Origin of the sequence: Arthrobacter sp. CAN_A214 (assembly GCF_015751955.1) — a bacterium.
Taxonomy (GTDB): Bacteria; Actinomycetota; Actinomycetes; order Actinomycetales; family Micrococcaceae; genus Arthrobacter_D.
On the sequence record NZ_JADOUU010000001.1, the window covers coordinates 50,634 to 66,660 of the forward strand.

General features: G+C 65.8%; 13 protein-coding genes and 1 tRNA gene. 8 read left to right on the forward strand and 6 right to left on the reverse strand.

The genetic code is table 11. The features are described 5' to 3' along the window. Positions 1 to 44: 44 nt before the first annotated feature. From IWX65_RS00210 to IWX65_RS00230, 5 genes are all read left to right on the forward strand, one after another. Positions 45 to 983, forward strand: coding sequence for a J domain-containing protein (locus IWX65_RS00210; protein ID WP_196880483.1), 939 nt, complete (start codon positions 45 to 47; stop codon positions 981 to 983). A gap of 25 nt (positions 984 to 1,008) precedes the next feature. Beyond that, entirely contained in the window at positions 1,009 to 1,476 is a 468-nt protein-coding gene (locus IWX65_RS00215; RefSeq protein ID WP_196880484.1) for a tRNA (cytidine(34)-2'-O)-methyltransferase, read from the forward strand. Positions 1,477 to 1,495: 19 nt separating this feature from the next. Next, positions 1,496 to 2,308: a class I SAM-dependent methyltransferase gene (locus IWX65_RS00220; RefSeq protein ID WP_196880485.1), complete on the forward strand. Its 813-nt coding sequence runs from the start codon at positions 1,496 to 1,498 to the stop codon at positions 2,306 to 2,308. A gap of 180 nt (positions 2,309 to 2,488) precedes the next feature. Next, positions 2,489 to 3,106 carry an ECF RNA polymerase sigma factor SigK gene (sigK, locus tag IWX65_RS00225; protein WP_196880486.1) on the forward strand — a complete coding sequence of 206 codons (618 nt, stop codon included), beginning with the start codon at positions 2,489 to 2,491 and terminating at the stop codon, positions 3,104 to 3,106. A 1-nt stretch (position 3,107) separates the two neighbouring features. Then, positions 3,108 to 3,947, forward strand: coding sequence for an anti-sigma factor (locus tag IWX65_RS00230; protein ID WP_196880487.1), 840 nt, complete (start codon positions 3,108 to 3,110; stop codon positions 3,945 to 3,947). 59 nt (positions 3,948 to 4,006) lie between these two features. Here IWX65_RS00230 and IWX65_RS00235 read toward each other — a convergent pair whose 3' ends face one another. From IWX65_RS00235 to IWX65_RS00250, 4 genes are all read right to left on the reverse strand, one after another. Beyond that, a complete protein-coding gene (locus IWX65_RS00235; RefSeq protein ID WP_196880488.1) occupies positions 4,007 to 4,756 on the reverse strand; it encodes a PIG-L deacetylase family protein in 750 nt (249 codons plus the stop codon). Positions 4,757 to 4,762: 6 nt separating this feature from the next. Continuing rightward, positions 4,763 to 5,710, reverse strand: a complete 948-nt coding sequence (locus tag IWX65_RS00240; protein ID WP_196880489.1) for an electron transfer flavoprotein subunit alpha/FixB family protein — start codon at positions 5,708 to 5,710, stop codon at positions 4,763 to 4,765. Between the two features lie 38 nt (positions 5,711 to 5,748). After that, positions 5,749 to 6,576, reverse strand: a complete 828-nt coding sequence (locus tag IWX65_RS00245; RefSeq protein WP_196880490.1) for an electron transfer flavoprotein subunit beta/FixA family protein — start codon at positions 6,574 to 6,576, stop codon at positions 5,749 to 5,751. Between the two features lie 80 nt (positions 6,577 to 6,656). After that, complete coding sequence (locus tag IWX65_RS00250; protein WP_196880491.1) at positions 6,657 to 8,090, reverse strand: S1C family serine protease; 1,434 nt, start codon at positions 8,088 to 8,090, stop codon at positions 6,657 to 6,659. Between the two features lie 287 nt (positions 8,091 to 8,377). On the opposite strand from IWX65_RS00250, the gene IWX65_RS00255 reads away from it, so the two are divergent. The 3 genes from IWX65_RS00255 (at position 8,378) to IWX65_RS00265 (ending at position 12,792) form a co-directional block, all read left to right on the forward strand. Next, positions 8,378 to 10,462 carry a TPM domain-containing protein gene (locus tag IWX65_RS00255; protein WP_196880492.1) on the forward strand — a complete coding sequence of 695 codons (2,085 nt, stop codon included), beginning with the start codon at positions 8,378 to 8,380 and terminating at the stop codon, positions 10,460 to 10,462. A gap of 69 nt (positions 10,463 to 10,531) precedes the next feature. Beyond that, positions 10,532 to 11,296, forward strand: coding sequence for a PspA/IM30 family protein (locus tag IWX65_RS00260; RefSeq protein WP_196880493.1), 765 nt, complete (start codon positions 10,532 to 10,534; stop codon positions 11,294 to 11,296). A 101-nt stretch (positions 11,297 to 11,397) separates the two neighbouring features. Beyond that, positions 11,398 to 12,792, forward strand: a complete 1,395-nt coding sequence (locus tag IWX65_RS00265) for a cryptochrome/photolyase family protein (protein WP_196880494.1) — start codon at positions 11,398 to 11,400, stop codon at positions 12,790 to 12,792. Positions 12,793 to 12,863: 71 nt separating this feature from the next. Here IWX65_RS00265 and IWX65_RS00270 read toward each other — a convergent pair. Further along, a tRNA-Met gene (locus IWX65_RS00270) sits at positions 12,864 to 12,937 on the reverse strand. Positions 12,938 to 12,991: 54 nt separating this feature from the next. Continuing rightward, positions 12,992 to 16,006: a UPF0182 family membrane protein gene (locus tag IWX65_RS00275; RefSeq protein ID WP_442859146.1), complete on the reverse strand. Its 3,015-nt coding sequence runs from the start codon at positions 16,004 to 16,006 to the stop codon at positions 12,992 to 12,994. Between the last annotated feature and the right edge of the window lie 21 nt (positions 16,007 to 16,027).

Here is a 16,027-nt window from a genome sequence, read left to right on the forward strand (position 1 = left end):
TCGTTGGGAAGCGGACGCCGTCGCGACATTCGAAAGGGAGCACCATGCCGGACGCCTCGGGCGCGTCTCCGTACGACATCCTGGGCCTGGCTTCCGATGCAACGGACAAGCAGATCAAGGACGCATACCGCAGGGCGGCGCGGACCTCGCACCCGGACCTCGGCGGAAGCGAGGAACTGTTCCACGCCGTGGCCGTGGCCTACGAGACGCTGGGCAACCCCGCGCGCAGGCAGAAATACGACGCCGGCAACGGCACGCGCCGCACTGGGGCACCGGGGGCAGGTGCACGGTCATCCCAGCCCCGCGCTGCGGCAAGGAGCGAAAACACCGAGGCAGCGAAAGCGCCCCCGGACTACCTCCCGCCGTTCTCTCCGACAGAGCCTCCGGTGGTGCCGCTCATCCTTGCCGGGCGGCAATTGCACGGAGCGCCCCGGCAACCCGGGATCTTCGGCAGGATGGCAGGTGCTGCCCGCGCGAGGGTTGAGGGGGAACTGCGGACGGCGGCGATTCTCGAGCAGTCCCTGCTGCCGACGTATCCCGCAGCTCGGCTGATCAACGGACTGAAGTTTCCGAACAGTGCAGGGACAACCGCCGGCCATGCGGTCCTCGGCGGCTACCGGATCGCCGTGCTCGATTCCTTCGCTGCCACCCCGGGTAATTTCGACTGGGACGGCCGGACGCTCCGGCATCAGGGCAGAGCGGTCCAGGGACTCGGTATAACGAACACCGTCCGGGAAATGCAGGATCTGTTTCCCGAATGCAACGTCAGCGGCTGGCTGGTCGTCCACGGCGCGCGGGGCAACCCTTTCGACCCGGTGATCGACAGTCCGCCGTCGTTCGACAGGTCCGCGCCGTCAGCCATCCAGGTGGTGAACGCGGGAACCATGGTCCGGACGATCCGGACGTTCCTCGCCGCGGGCCCGCAACCGAATGTGGTCCAACTCCCGGTTCTTGCGAGGCTGCTGGGCGCCGCGGAAGATTAGTGCCGCCGGAAGCTAGGATGGAGCGGTGTTCCGCATCCTCTTCCATTCCCCCGAGATCCCCGGAAATACCGGCAATGCAATCCGCCTTGCCGCGGTGGCGGGTGCCGAACTGCACCTGGTCGAGCCGCTCGGGTTCAGCCTCGAGGATTCCAAGCTGCGCCGGGCGGGGCTCGACTACCACGACCTCGCCGTCCTCTCGGTGCATGGGAGCCTTGCTGCGGCGTGGGAAAGCCTTGCTCCGGAGCGCGTCTTCGCCTTCACGTCCGACGGCGAGGTGTCCTACACCGACATCCGATACCGTGCCTCGGACATTCTCCTGTTCGGACCGGAGTCCGTGGGGCTTTCCTCGGATGTCAAGAACGACCCACGCGTGAGTGCGAGGGTGAGGGTGCCCATGCTGGCATCCCGCCGGTCCCTCAACCTCGCGAACACGGCCTCGATCGTGCTCTATGAAGCCTGGCGCCAGCACGGGTTCGAAGGGGCAGTCCTCTGATGCACCAAGGAGACCACCGATGACTGCACGCCACGCCTCGATTGCGCCCGACGACGGCGCGGAGGACTTCGACCGGTTGGCACCGGCCCTGTGGAACACGGTAGGTAATGCGGTGGTTGCCGCAGCGGATGTCCTGGTCGGGGAACGGGTGCTGGACGTCTACGCCGGAACCGGGAGCGCCACCATTCCCGCAGCCCAGCTTGCCGGACCGGACGGCAGGGTGGACGCAGTGGACCCTGCCGTCCCCCTGCTGGACCTCACCCGCGACAAGGCCGGGGCCATGGGATTGGAGAACATCGGGTTCAATGCGCAGGATCCGCGGGAATGGCACACCGATGCACCCTATGACGCCGCCCTGAGCTGCTACGGCCTCTGCCTTTCACCCGATATGTCGGCGGTGACGCTGCGGGTGTTGTCGCTACTGCGGCCGGGTGGGAGATTCGCGCTGAGCGTCTGGGACGAGGGCGCGCTCGAGCCGTTCGAGACGAAGCTCCTGGGAGCGTGCGAAGCCGAATCCCCTGACCATGCGCCGGCAGCCCCAGGGTCCTTCCTGGCGAATCGTCGGGAGTTGACCGGTGAAGGGCGCCTGACCGCCTGGCTGGAACGCCATGGATTCGCTTCGGTCACGGTGGAGAAACTTGCCCTGGCCGTGCCGCTCGACGCTGACATGGCCTGGTCGCTGGTGCTCGGCAGCGGATTCCGCAGCGTCATCCCCGAGGATCCGGCAGTCCTCGACCGCGTTCGCACACGGTTCCTCCGGGAACTCGGCACCGGTTTCATCCTCAACGCCGACACCCTCATCGCTGTGGCCGGACACCCGGAGATCGGCTGACCCCCGTTCCCATCCGCTCCGCCTCCGGCTCCGAATAATAGCTGACATCAAAGATGTCAATGGTAGCTATACAGTCGAGGCAGGAGGGTGGATCAGTTGGTGATTGCCACTGCCCCCGCACGCCGCCCCGGCAGCCCCAGTGTTCGAAGACTGCGCCATAGAGCTTTATGCTTGGAACCTATGGACACGCCACGAGTTAGCCGGGTAACCCCCGTGGACGCCAGGGCACGCGAATCGGGTGGCGAGTCCGGCGCAGGTTCAACTTTGACGGACCTCCTGCTCCGGATCGCCCAACAGGACACCGACGCGTTCGCTGCCTTCTACGAGCAGACGTCCCGCCGTGTGTACGGCCTTGCCCGGCGGGTGCTCATCGATCCGGAACTCAGCGAGGATGCTACCCAGGAGGTCTACCTCCAGGTATGGAACAGTGCCGACCGCTTCAATCCGGCGGCCGGCAGCCCGATGGCGTGGCTGATGACACTGGCCCACCGGAGGGCAGTGGACCGGGTGAGGTCGGAGCAGAGCTCCACCGACCGGGAGGCCCGGTACGGAGCCGCCACCCTGGTGCCGGACCACGACGACGTCGTCGACACCGTGACGCAGCGTCTTGAAGCCGAGACGGTAGTGAAGTGCCTCGACACGCTCACGGCTACCCAGCAGGAATCGGTGAAGCTTGCGTACTACGGCGGGCTCACCTACCGCGAAGTCGCGGAAAAGCTCGGGGTAGCCGTACCGACCATCAAATCAAGAATCCGCGACGGATTACTTCGACTCAAAACATGCCTGGGGGTGAACTGAGATGCAGGACAGGGATAGGAATCGGCAGTTCGCCGAGGACCTCGAGACGGACCTGAGCCGTGGCCACGTTGTGGAGTGGGCCGAACTGTATGCCCTCGACGCGCTCAGTGACGACGAACGTACAACCATCGACGGGTTCCTCCTCACCGCGGAACCAGCGGTGAGCCTCACCTTCGACGAGCGGCTCCGCACGGCCCGCGAGACCATCACCAGCGCCTATGCGATCGACGAGGCAGAACCTCCCGCCGGCCTGTTCAACAAGATCCTGATCCAGCTCCCGGGGGTCTCCGAAGGGGACGAGCGTCCGTCGCCATCCTCGGAATCATCGGGACCGGTGCAGGAGCCCGGCTTGGATGACCTGACCCGGCGCCGTGAAGCACGGGCGGAGCGCCGTCGTCCCGGTTCGGTCACCCAGTGGTTGGTGGCCGGAGCCGCCGCGGTGGTTCTCGCGGTCGGTGCAGTGACGATTGCGCAGAACCTGCAGCCCTCTCTCGAGGAGGAAGTGCTCCAGGCCTCCGATCTCCGCACCAACGAGTTCGTCCTAGCGCCGGGCGGCACGGCCGACCTGGCGGTGTCCCGTGAGGAGAATGCCGCAGTGCTGACCCTGACCGGTGTGCCTGCCCCGCCTGAGGGATCGGTGTACCAGATGTGGCGTTTACCCACGGATGGCTCGGCCCCGGTTTCGGTAGGAACCATGACGGCCGAGGATGTGGCCGGGTCCAAGGTGACTGCGGTCCAGGGCATCGACCAGTTCACCGGACTCGCCCTGACCGTTGAACCCGCAGGCGGCTCTCCAGCGCCGACCCTCCCTCTGGTCGCCGAGATACCTTTCCAGGTGTAGGTAACGGTCTTTCGGGGTTCTCCGGCGTCAGATCGATCCGGGGCCGTCGCAGCGTTCTCCTAGAACCCCGCGATGGTGTCCTTGGTGTTGATCCCCACTGCGTGGAACGCTTCGGCGCTGGAACCCTCGGGAAGGCCGGCGCGGCGGGCATTGCCGGCGAGCATGCGGCGGACTGTGGCGTCCATCCCCTCGATGTCCGGGTGTTGGCTGGCATGGACCCGGATCGCTGCGAGTTTCCGGTCCTCGAACCCGGTGATATCGACGAAGTGGTTCTCAAGGTGACCTGGTCCCCCGAAGAACCAAACCCAGGGAACGCGGTATGCGGGGAGTCCTGCCGCCGCCAGTTCGGGGAAGGCGTAGGGATTTTCCGACGCCGGGTACACCGCCCGCGTCACCGCCTCGCCGCAGGCCAGGTGGTCGGGGTGGCTTTTCTGGATGCGGTCCCAGTTGCGTTCCGGGTGCATGGACATCACGACGTCGGGACGCACTTCGCGGATTCGCTTCACGATACCGCCAACCACCTCGGAAGAGGGCTCGAGGAAGCCGTCCGGGTGTCCAAGGAAGGAAACGTCCTCCACCCCCACGAAGCGCGCGGCGGCACGCTGCTCTTCGCGGCGGATCTCGATGATCCCGGAGCGGTGCTGCTCGGCGAAGCCGCCGGCGTCGCCATCGGTCAGCATGCAGTAGCTGACCTCTACTCCGGCATCGGTCCAGGAGGCGATCGTGCCGGCTGCTCCGAAGTCGATGTCATCCGGGTGGGCTGCGAAGCACAGGACGCGCCGAACGGGTGCGGAGTCGGGGAACGGCATGACCGGCTAGACCCTGCGCTTCCGGATTTCCTCAGTGGCCTGCGGAAGTACGGTGAACAGGTCGCCGATGATGCCGAAGTCGGCGATTTCGAAGACCGGTGAGTCGGCGTCCTTGTTCACAGCGACAATCACCTTCGACGTCTGCATCCCGGCTTTCTGCTGAACCGCCCCCGAGATACCCGCTGAGATGTACAGCTGCGGCGAGACCGTTTTGCCCGTCTGGCCGACCTGCGCCGAATGCTCGATCCAACCGGCATCCGTTGCCGCACGGGAGGCTCCGACGGCGCCGCCGAGTGCGTCCGCGAGCTCCTCAAGGGGCTTGAAATTTCCTTCGACTCCCCGGCCGCCTGCCACGATCACCCGTGCCTCGCTCAGCCCGGGCCGGCCGCTCGACGGCTTATCCACCCGGCCGGTGATGCGCGCAGCCGCAGCCGGAACGGCCGTTTCCACCGGGATGATGCGGGGGCCCTCGGGAGTACCCGCTTCGGCGGCCTCGTAGCTGTTCGGCTTGACCGTGAACACTGCTATCCCGGTCGTCGCCCTGCACGTGACCGTGTAGGACCCTGCGAAGTCGGACTTCGTCGCGGTGAGGTCAGGATCCAGGCCGACGACGTCGGTGATCACTCCCGCGTTGAGGCGGACGCCGACCCGGGCGGCGATCTCCTTCTCCTCGTAGGAGTTTCCGAGCAGCACCACCCGCGCCCCGGACAGGCGGACGGCCTCGGCAAGGAACGCCGCTTCTCCTGCAACGAGGTAGCTGCCGAGGTCTGCATCGGCCGGAACATGGCAGGCAGCCACGCCATAGGACCCGACGCCGTCAAGATAGGCCTGACCCGCGTCCGAGGCCAGGGCTGCGGTTGCCTCACCGAGGCTCGCCGCGAGCGAGAGCAGTTCCCGCTCGCTCTTGTTCAGGGTCGCCCCCGGATTATCCAGAAAGACCAGTACCGTGGCCATGCCGCGGCCTCCTTGCGTGGGGTGTGGAATGGATCGGGTCAGAGCAGCTTTTGGCCGGCGAGGAAATCCACGAGCCGGATGCCGGCATCACCCTCGTCGGTGATCACTGTCCCCTGGGCCCGCGGAGGCCTCGGCTCGGCGTCCTGGACGCGGGTCCAGGATCCTGTCAACCCCACCTGGTCGCCGATAACGCCGATGTCTCCGAGGGACAGCGTCTGAACCGGTTTCTTCTTCGCCGCCATGATCCCCTTGAAATTGGGGTACCGGGGCTCGTTGATCTGGTCCGTTACGGAAACGATTGCGGGCAGGGGCGACTCCAGCGTCTCCGAGTAGGTGTCACCGTCGCGCCGCGCCGTCACCAACCACCCGCCGGACTCTTCTGTCACATCGAGGGTTGCCGCGAACGTGACCTGCGGAAGCTGCAGCCGCTCGGCGATCTGCGCCGGAACGAGGGAAGTTTCGCCGTCAGTCGACGCCATGCCGGTGAGCACCAGGTCAAAACCGCCAAGGTGGCTCAGGAGCGCCGACAGCGCAAAGGAGGTGGCCGACGCATCGGATCCGAGGAGGGCGTCATCCGTCAGGTGCACGCCCTGATGGGCGCCGATCTGAAGGGCTTTCTTCACCGCGCTCACGGCCGCGGGGGGTCCCATGGTCACTGCCGTGATCCGGTGTCCTGCGGCGTCGCCTCCAAGCTTCTCAGTGAGCTGGAGCGCGGCTTCGAGCGCGTATTCATCGAGCTCCGAGAGGATACTCTCGCTGCGCTGGGTGGTCTTGTGCTCACCATTGATATGCCGGTCGAACTGCGCGTCGGGCACGTGCTTGACCAGCACCGCAATGTTCAGTCCCGTCGCTGGGGCTTCGTCCATTGGTGACCTTCCTTGAGTGGGGATCTTCCCGAAACCAAGCTAACCATACTGGCGCTTCGCGAAGCTCCCCACTTCGAGGGTCAGGGCGCTGGAACCGCGGCGAGGGCCACGTCGATGGTGATGGAGCGGCCGTCCCGGGTCAGCTCGACCGGAACCTCCCGGCCGACGGGCTGCATCCGTACCGCCGCGGTCAGCTCCGTCGGATCGTTGATCTCGTAGTCGCCGAGCTTCGTGATGACGTCGCCCTCCCGCAGCTCAGCCTCCGCCGCCGGTGATCCGGGCTCCACGGTGGCCACCCGGGCGCCGATGGAGAACGTCGAGCCCTGGCCGGAATCGCCGGGGGGCGTTTCCTGTACGCTCACGCCGAGGAAGCCGTGGGTCGCAGCCCCGTCCTCGATGATTTCCCTGGCAACCCGCTCCGCATAGTTGATGGGTATCGAGAACCCGACGCCGATGTTTCCCGAGCTCTCCCCCGAGCCGGCCGAGGCGATGGCGACATTGACGCCGATGATGCGTCCCTGTGCGTCGATCAACGCACCGCCGGAGTTGCCCTGGTTGATGGCCGCGTCCGTCTGGATCACGTTCAGGTAGATGGAACCCTGGGACTGCGGCTGCTGCTCGGGGGACCCCTCGGGCGGCAGGAAGTTGAAGCCGTCCCCGCTGTCCTCAGGTGAGTCGGCCTGATCTTCAGGCACAGCGGAGGAGGCGACGCTGATGGTTCGGTTGAGCGTGGAGACGATGCCGTCCGTCACGGTTCCGCTGAGGCCGAGCGGGGCGCCGATGGCGATTGCGGTGTCCCCCACGTTCAGTTCATCCGAGTTCCCGAGAGTGGCAGGAGTGAGATCCGGAGCGTCGACCTTGATCACCGCAAGGTCGGAGAGCGGATCGGTACCTACAACCTCGGCGGGGAAGACCCGCCCGTCATCCAACTGCACCTCCACCCGCGGATCGGCAACCTGGCCGCCGAGCGTGACGACATGGGTATTCGTCAGGATGTGCCCTTCGTCGTCGAGGATGATTCCCGAACCGGATCCGCCCGACCCGGGGCCGCTCACGGCGATCTCCACCACGCTGGGGGACGCGGTGACCGCTGCGCCGGTGATCTCGTTGACGCTGTCGGTGTTGTTGACCACGATCGACTCGCTGGCCCCGGCCGGCGCGTTCGAGGCCGGGGCGCCATCGTCGAGCAGTTCGCTTCCCACTGTCGCAACGCCGCCACCGATCAGGCCGGCGACCAGGACCCCGGCGGCGAACGTTCCCATGCCCACACGTCTCCGGCTCTTCCTATCGGCTGGAGATTCCTCGGAAGGCACCTGCTGCCCGAACGTCCCGGAGTGGGCCTGGAAGGCATTCTGCTGGGCGTCATACGGCTGATGGCCGTTGTACGCGGCGTGCTGGCCGTAGTCACCGCCGCCAGTCCCCGGTGTCTCCTGCGTCCCCCATGCCGGAGGGTTTCCGGGGCGCGGGGGCATCGGTCGTTCCGGCCCCGCGGGTCCGCCATACTGCTCAGTCATGCGACTTCCTCTCGTCTAAGTTCTCCTCCACTGTGCCAACATTCCCTGACGGCGCCGGGTAAGACAGCTGAGTGTCGGCTGGGAGTTCACTGGATGTCGAACTGCAGTTCTGCTCTGTTTCCAGTATGGCGTCCACCGGCCGGGCACCCGGTTTCGCTAGGGGCATATGGCCGTCAGTGGACGGCTACCGGTACCCGCCATAGAATCGGAAACCAGGGACCCCCGGCGTCGTCCGCTCTCATTCCTGGTTTCGGTTGTGATCGGGGGAACATGCTGAAGGGTTATGAATGCGATCACTTCCCAGGCGGATGGGTGCCGCCGCGGCCCTGTGCGCGCTGATGACACTGCCAGTCCTCGGGCTGACTCCGGCCTTCGCCGCCGGACCCGTCGATTTTCCCGCGGGTGATCCTGTGTTCGATGACGCGGGAGTGCTGACGGCAGCTGATGAAGCTGACATCGAGAGCGCGGTGGCCGATCTTGAGAGCGAGTACGGCTTCACCGTCAACGTGGTCTTCGTCGACAGCTTCACCAGCCCGTCGGATCCACTGGCGTGGGCCCAGCAGACAGCAGAGGTCAGCAATATCGCCGGGGACCAGGCCTTGCTGGCCGTTGCCGTCGATTCACAGCAGGCCCGGTTCATCGGCGGTGTCGATATCGAAGCCAGCACCCAGGACATCTTCGCGCAGCAGATCGAGCCGCAACTCGCGCAGCAGAACTGGGCCGAGGCCGGCATTGCCGCCGTCGAAGGCACCGAGACAGTCCTCGCCGATGCGGGCACAGGTGCTGGAAGCGGCGCGGCCGCCGATCCCGGCGGCCTGGGCGCGATAGCCCTCGTGGGCGGCGCCCTGGCTCTTGCGGGAGCCGGCGGGTACGCCTACCTCCGCTCGCGGAAGAAGCAGAAAAGGAGTGCTGACGGTGTCGACGAGTACGGGTACCCCACCGGTGACGGCCGGAACCAGCCTGCTGAACTCGTCGATCCCCTCGCTGCGCTCAGCGTCGAGGAGCTGAGGAAACGGGCGGGAAGCCTGCTGATCGCCGCCGACGACGCCATCAAGTCGAGCGAGCAGGAAGTCGGTTTCGCCGAGGCGCAATACGGTGCCGCGTCCGTGAGTACCTTCACCGCTGATATTGCCGCGGCGAAGGCCCACATGGGCGAATCGTTCAAGCTCCAGCAGCAGCTTGACGACCACATCCCGGACACTGAGCAGGAACAGCGCTCCTGGCTCGGGGACATCATCCGGCGCTGCGAGGCGGTCAACGAATCGCTCCAGCAGCACAAAGCCGATTTCGATTCGCTTCGGGAACTCGAGCGGAATGCTCCCCAGGCCCTGCAATCGGCGCGCGAGGCAGGGAACGCGGCGGGAACGCGCTTCGCCGAGGCGGAACGCAAGCTGTCGCACCTCCGCCAGCGGTACGCGGACTCGGCAACAAGCCAGGTGCAGGACAACGTGGAGCAGGCCCGGGAGCGCCTTGCCTTCGTCGAGAGCGCATCAGCCGAGGCCCGGCAGAAGCTCGACGCCGGGGACACCGGGCCCGCGGTCGTGGCGGTCCGGGCTACCGAGGAGGGAGTGCACCAGGCGAACCTCCTGCTCGACGCGATCGACAAGCGTGCATCCGAGCTCGAGGCAGCCCAGCTGGAACTGGAACGCGCAGCGTCCGATACCGCCGAGGATCTCGCACAGGCGAAGGCCATGGTCGGCACCGGGATGCACCAGGATCTTGCCGGACCGGTTGCAGCAGCGGAAGCCGCACTGCAGACAGTCCGGTCCAAGCGGCAAGCTGGACCGATCGATCCGGTGTCGCTGCTGGAGCGCGTTGAGGCAGCCCATCTGCAGCTCGACAACGCGCTGGGTGGGGTCCGGGACCAGGCGGAACAGTCCCGCCGTGCGAAGGACTCGCTGCATCACGCCCTGATGGCTGCCCAGTCACGCATCTCGGGTACCGAGGACTATATTCGGGCACGTCGTGGCGGAGTGGGCAGCGAAGCCCGCACGCGGCTGGCCGAGGCCGAGCGGAATCTCGAGTACGCCATCGAGATCCAGGGCTCGGACCCTGTGTCCGCACTCACCCACGCCCAGCAGGCCGCGCAGCTCGCCGACCAGGCCGCGCAGCTCGCCGAGCAGGACGTCAATGGTTTCGGCGGACGCGGGATGGCCGGGTACGGCGGGTATGGCGGCGGACGCGGCGACGGCATGGGAGGCGCACTCCTCGGCGGAATCCTCCTCGGCGGACTCCTCAACGGCGGGGGCGGAGGCTTCTTCGGCGGGGGTGGCGGTGGCGGTGGTGACGTCTTCGGCGGCGGCGGTTTCGGCGGCTTCGACGGGGGCGGCGGCGGCTTCGGCGGCTTCGACGGCGGCGGCGGCGGTTTCTAGGCACTTCCCGAGCGCTTCTGCGCTTCCGGCATGCAGTCCATATTCAGGCAGACGATGAAAGGAAAAAACATGGTAAAGCAGTCAATTTTCGGACGGATCGCGCAACTGGCCAAGGCCAACATCAACTCGGTGATCGATCAGGCGGAAGACCCGCAGAAGATGCTGGACCAGATGGTCCGGGACTACACGAACAGCATCGCCGAGGCGGAGAGCGCCGTCGCCCAGACCATCGGTAACCTCCGGATGATCCAGGACGACTACCAGGAGGACCTCGACAACGCACGCAGCTGGGGGAACAAGGCGCTCGCCGCGTCGAGAAAAGCCGACGATTACCGTGCCGCAGGTGATCCGGTGGACGCCGAGAAGTTCGACAACCTCGCAAAGGTGGCGATCCAGCGCCAGATCACCGCCGAGACCGAGGCGAAGGGCGCAGAGCCCACAATCGCGTCGCAAGAGGAGATCGTCGGCAAGCTCAAGAACGGCCTGACCCAGATGAAGGGCAAGCTCAACGAGCTCACGAGCAAGCGTGATCAGTTGATCGCGCGCTCGCGCACAGCCCAGGCGCAGCAGCAGGTCCACGACGCCGTCAAGAGCATCGACTTCCTCGACCCAACCAGTGAGGTGGGACGCTTCGAAGAGAAGATCCGCCGGGAAGAGGCAAAGGTCCGCGGCCAGCAGGAGTTGGCCAGCTCCAGCCTGGACGCCCAGTTCGAGAGCCTTGAGGATCTCGGCGAGCAGACGGAGATCGAGGCCCGCCTCGCAGCACTGAAGTCCGGCGGTGCGTCATCCTCGCCCTCGGCACTCGAGCAGGGAACGGAAACACCCAAGTACTAGCATCACTGTCCACCTCAGACACTACGCCGCAGCGGCAACGCTGCGGCGTAGTGCGTTCAATTGCCGCGTCAACGTGCCCCTCAGACGGGTAAGTTGGTCGCATGGCTGGAACTGTGGTGTGGCTTCGCGATGACCTTCGCCTTTCCGACAACCCCGCCCTCTCCGAGGCGGCACAGAGCGGGGACGACGTCGTCGTGTGTTACCTCCTGGACGAGGAGAGCCCCGGCATCCGACCGCTCGGCGGCGCGTCCCGCTGGTGGCTTCACCACTCGCTCGCCTCGCTGGGCAGGGACCTCGCCGAACTCGGCGTGCACCTGACACTGCGGCGCGGTGCTGCAGCGTCGGTGATACCCGCGCTGCTCGAAGAAACCGGGGCCGACACCCTGCTATGGAACCGCCGCTACGGGTTGGCCGAGCGCAACGTCGACGCCGGCATCAAGGTCTGGTGCGGTAAGCACGGGACCAGGGCCAACAGCTTCCAGGCGAACCTGCTTTTTGAGCCCTGGGCCGTGACCTCCGGATCCGGAGAGCCCTACCGGGTGTTCACCCCCTTCTGGCGGGCCTGCATGGATCGGCAGTCCCCGAGAGCCCCGCTGGAAGCTCCCCTTTCGCTTCGGGGCGGCCCTCCCCCGATTTCGGACGAGCTCGAGTACTGGGCGCTTCTGCCGACGACGCCCGACTGGGCACAGGGCCTGCGGGACACCTGGACCCCCGGAGAGGACGGCGCCCACCAGCGGCTCGGTGATTTCCTGGACACCCGGGTCGAGGGCTACCGGACTAACCGGGACCTCCCTGCCACGGAAGGCACGAGCAGGCTCTCCCCGCACCTGCGCTTCGGGGAGATCAGTCCCTTCCAGGTCTGGCATGCGGCCCGGGAGCGCCGGGATGCTGCCGTCAGCGAGGATATCCGGGTGTTCGGTTCGGAGCTCGGGTGGCGGGAGTTCTGCTGGCAGCTCCTGTATTTCAACCCCGAACTGGCGACGAAGAACTACCGCCCCGAGTTCGACGCCTTCGCCTGGGAAAGCTCAACCGGATCGGAGCTGCAGGCGTGGCAGAAGGGCCGGACCGGTTATCCGCTCGTGGATGCCGGCATGCGGCAGATGGAGGAGACGGGATGGATGCACAATCGCGTCCGCATGGTCACAGGCTCCTTCCTGATCAAGAACCTTCTGGTTGACTGGAGGGTAGGCGAGCAATGGTTCTGGGACCGCCTCGTTGATGCCGATACCGCCAGCAACGCAGCGAACTGGCAGTGGATTGCTGGATCAGGCGCCGATGCGAGCCCGTACTTCCGTGTCTTCAATCCAGTGACCCAAAGCAGGAAATTCGACCCTGAGGGGAAGTACCTGCTGCGCTACGTACCGGAGCTCGCCGACGCCGAGAACATCCACGAACCATGGAAAGGTCGCTCGGAGGGTTACCCGGCCCCGGTCGTCGACCTGAAAGAAAGCCGGGAGCGGGCACTCGCGGCGTACCAGGCACTGCGCGGGACCTGACCCCGTTCCCGCCCGAATCAGGCAACAAAAAAAGTCTGGCCGACATTTCTGTCGGCCAGACTTTATCTCCGTTGCGGGGACAGGATTTGAACCTGTGACCTCTGGGTTATGAGCCCAGCGAGCTACCGAACTGCTCCACCCCGCGGCGTATAACTAACGTTACCGGCCGCGGGGCAAACTAGCAAATCGGGGCGGTTCCTCAGCCGCCGGCGCCTGCTGAGACCCGCTCCTCAGCTGCAAGCGCCCGCTGGAGTGCCTCGTTCAACCTGTCCTGGGCGTCGCCGTAAGCGGCGAAGTCGCCCTCGGCCAGGGCTGCGTTGCCTTCCTGGATCGCGGCGCTCGCATCATTGAGTGCCGACCTCAGGTCAGCGGACGGATCGTCGGTGGTGCCTCCGGGAGCCACAGGCGGCACGCCGGCGTCGCCCTCGACCTCTGTGCCGCCGTCGCCCTCGGCGGGCGGCGCTGCCGGATCATCGGGAGTCTCGCCGACATTCTCGCTGTCGCCCGTGATCGCCCCGGAGTCTCCCCCGAACACCTGATCGAGGGCCTCATCGAGCGTCGGTGCGAAACCGACGTTATCCCCGAAGCTCACCAGCACCCTCCGCAGGACCGGGAAGGATGAGCTTCCCGAGGACTGCACGTAGACCGGCTGGACGTACGCGATTCCGCCACCGATCGGCAGGGTCAGCAGGTTGCCGTTGATGACCTCCGACGCGCCCTGTCGCAGGAGATTGAGGTCCTGCGACACCGTGGTATCGGAGTTGAACAGGTTCTGTGCCTGCCCGGGGCCCACGGTGGAATCCTGGCCCGAGGAATCGAGCAGGGTGAGCCTGCCGTAGTCCTCACTCTTGACGCCGTCCTCGCCTGTGCCGGCATCGCCATTGGCCGCAAGGAACCCGTAGAGGACGTTTCGTGGCTCCTGGCCGACCGGAACGAACGGGATGAAGGGCGTCGTCAGGGAGAACGCCGCGGCGTCCTGGTCAGGCATCTGCAGCGTCAGGTAGAACGGCGGCTGCCGGACGGTCGATTCGGAGCCCAGGGTCGGATCGCCGGGGACGCTCCAGGCCTCGTTGTTGCTGTAGAAGGGCTCGGTCTCGGTGACGTGGTACCGGGCCAGGAGTTCGCGCTGGACCTTGAACAGGTCCTCCGGGTAACGGATATGGGCCATGAGGTCCGCTGACATCTCGCTGTAGGGCGTGATGGAGGACGGGTAGACGTTCTGCCAGGCCTTCAGAATGGGATCCTGGTCATCCCACGCATACAGCTCGACAGAGCCGTCATAGGCGTCGACCGTGGCCTTGACCGCGTTGCGGATGTAGTTGACCCGCTCCGCCGGAAGCGCCGTGGAAAATCCCTCTGCCGTCTGTGAATCCTCCGTGGCCGATTCCAGCTCCTGCTGCGTCGAGTAGGGGAAGTCGGCGCTGGTCGTGTAGCCGTCGATGATCCACTTCACACGGCCGTCCACGATCGCCGGATAGCTGTTGCCGTCCAGGGTGAGGTAGGGAGCGACCTTCTCCACGCGCTCCACGGGATCGCGGTCGTAAAGGATCTGCGACTCGCTGTTGACCTGGTCGGAGAGCAGGAGATCGGTGGACTGGAACTTGAGGGCGTAGACCAACCGGTTGAAGGCATTGCCGACCATCGGTCCGCCGTTCCCCTCGAAGGTGCTGCGTGACTCGTTGTCGGATTCCTCGCTCTGGGGCCGGTCGATCTCACTGGGAGCTGTCCCTTCGGGGGCTCCCACCACCGAGTACAGCGGGGATTCCTCGCCGAAGTAGATGCGTGGCTCGTAGGTCGATTCGTCGCCCAGCACGCCCGTGGAGGGAATTCCCGACTGCAGGAATTCCGGCCGCCCGTCCGGCTGCACGGTGGACCCGGCCGCAGCGACGACGCCGTAGCCGTGCGTATAGAAGACGTGTTCATTGACCCAACCGGCCGGGACGCCGCTGGTGTTGAGTTCCCGGACCGCAATGACGGTGTCCTGGATCTCGCCGTCGATCTCGTACCGGTCGACGTTGAGGGTCTCGGGGAACTGGTAGTACTGCCGGAACTGCTGCAGCTGACTGAACGCATCCGACACGAGGTTCGGATCGAGAAGGCGGATATTCGCCGTCGTCTCCCCGTCGTCGCCCAGTGCTCCGGCCTGCGGCACATCCGTGGGGTTGTACGCCGACACCTCAACCTCGTCGAGGCCGTAGGCCTCGCGGGTCAGGGCGATATTGCGGTCGATATATTCGCTTTCGAGGGTCAGCTCCGAGGGAACCACCTGGAAGCGCTGGACAACCCACGGGTACACCCCGCCGGCGAGCAAAGCGGTGATGATGAGCATCGCGGTACCGATCACCGGCAGCCGCCACCTGCCCAGAATGACCGAGACGATGAACAGGACGGCAACGATGACGGCGGCCACGGCGAGGATCGCCTTGGTGGGAATGACCGCATTGACGTCGGTGTAGAGCGCGCCCGCCCACTTTCCCTGGTTTTGCAGGGTGGCATAGCGGTCAAGCCAGTAATTCACGCCCTGCAGAAGGAGGAACAGGGCGGCGACGACGGCGATCTGGACCCGGGCAGCCTTGGTGGTGAATACGCCCTTTTCCTCCAAACGGATGCCGCCGTAGAGGTAGTGGGTCAGGGTCGACGCGATGGCGCTGATGATGACGACGCTGAGCAGGAATCCCGTGACGAAACCGAAGAACGGCAGCGAGAACATGTAGAACGCGTAGTCGATCCCGAACTCCGGATCTTCCCTGCCGAACGGTTCCTGGTTGATGAAGAGCAGGACCTGCTGCCACTGGGAGGACGCCGCGGTGCCGGCAAACGCTCCGAGCACCAGCGGTATGCCGAGCATGAGGAGCCGTCGAATCGGCTCGAGCTGAGCCTGGTACCGGTTGAGGTTGTCCTGGATCGCGCTGTCAGGAGCGTAGATGGGCCGGCTGCGGTAGGCGATCCGGAGGCTGAAGTACACAGCGCTTGCCATGACCAGGAACGCCGCCAGGAAGAGCGCGATGCGCGAGAGGTTCTCCGTGATGAACACTTCGAGGAAGCCCAGCTGGTCATACCAGAGGACATCGGCGTACACCTGCGAAAGGTAGACGAAGGCGATTACGATGACAGCGACCACGATGATCGTGGGGATCAGCGGACTGCGTCGTCGGGTGGTGGAACTTGCTGGGCTCGGCCTGCTGCCGAATGGCCGGTCTGGTCCGGATGTCACATCTACCTCATCGTTGGCTGC

Bases quoted from the DNA above. Each gene is read 5' to 3' on its own strand.
- IWX65_RS00230 (WP_196880487.1), top strand. From the start codon at position 3,108: ATGCAGGACAGGGATAGGAATCGGCAGTTCGCCGAGGACCTCGAGACG.
- IWX65_RS00210 (WP_196880483.1), top strand. From the start codon at position 45: ATGCCGGACGCCTCGGGCGCGTCTCCGTACGACATCCTGGGCCTGGCT.
- IWX65_RS00240 (WP_196880489.1), bottom strand. From the start codon at position 5,710: ATGGCCACGGTACTGGTCTTTCTGGATAATCCGGGGGCGACCCTGAAC.
- IWX65_RS00265 (WP_196880494.1), top strand. From the start codon at position 11,398: ATGGCTGGAACTGTGGTGTGGCTTCGCGATGACCTTCGCCTTTCCGAC.
- IWX65_RS00260 (WP_196880493.1), top strand. From the start codon at position 10,532: ATGGTAAAGCAGTCAATTTTCGGACGGATCGCGCAACTGGCCAAGGCC.
- IWX65_RS00245 (WP_196880490.1), bottom strand. From the start codon at position 6,576: ATGGACGAAGCCCCAGCGACGGGACTGAACATTGCGGTGCTGGTCAAG.
- sigK (WP_196880486.1), top strand. From the start codon at position 2,489: ATGGACACGCCACGAGTTAGCCGGGTAACCCCCGTGGACGCCAGGGCA.
- IWX65_RS00220 (WP_196880485.1), top strand. From the start codon at position 1,496: ATGACTGCACGCCACGCCTCGATTGCGCCCGACGACGGCGCGGAGGAC.
- IWX65_RS00235 (WP_196880488.1), bottom strand. From the start codon at position 4,756: ATGCCGTTCCCCGACTCCGCACCCGTTCGGCGCGTCCTGTGCTTCGCA.
- IWX65_RS00250 (WP_196880491.1), bottom strand. From the start codon at position 8,090: ATGACTGAGCAGTATGGCGGACCCGCGGGGCCGGAACGACCGATGCCC.
- IWX65_RS00255 (WP_196880492.1), top strand. From the start codon at position 8,378: ATGCGATCACTTCCCAGGCGGATGGGTGCCGCCGCGGCCCTGTGCGCG.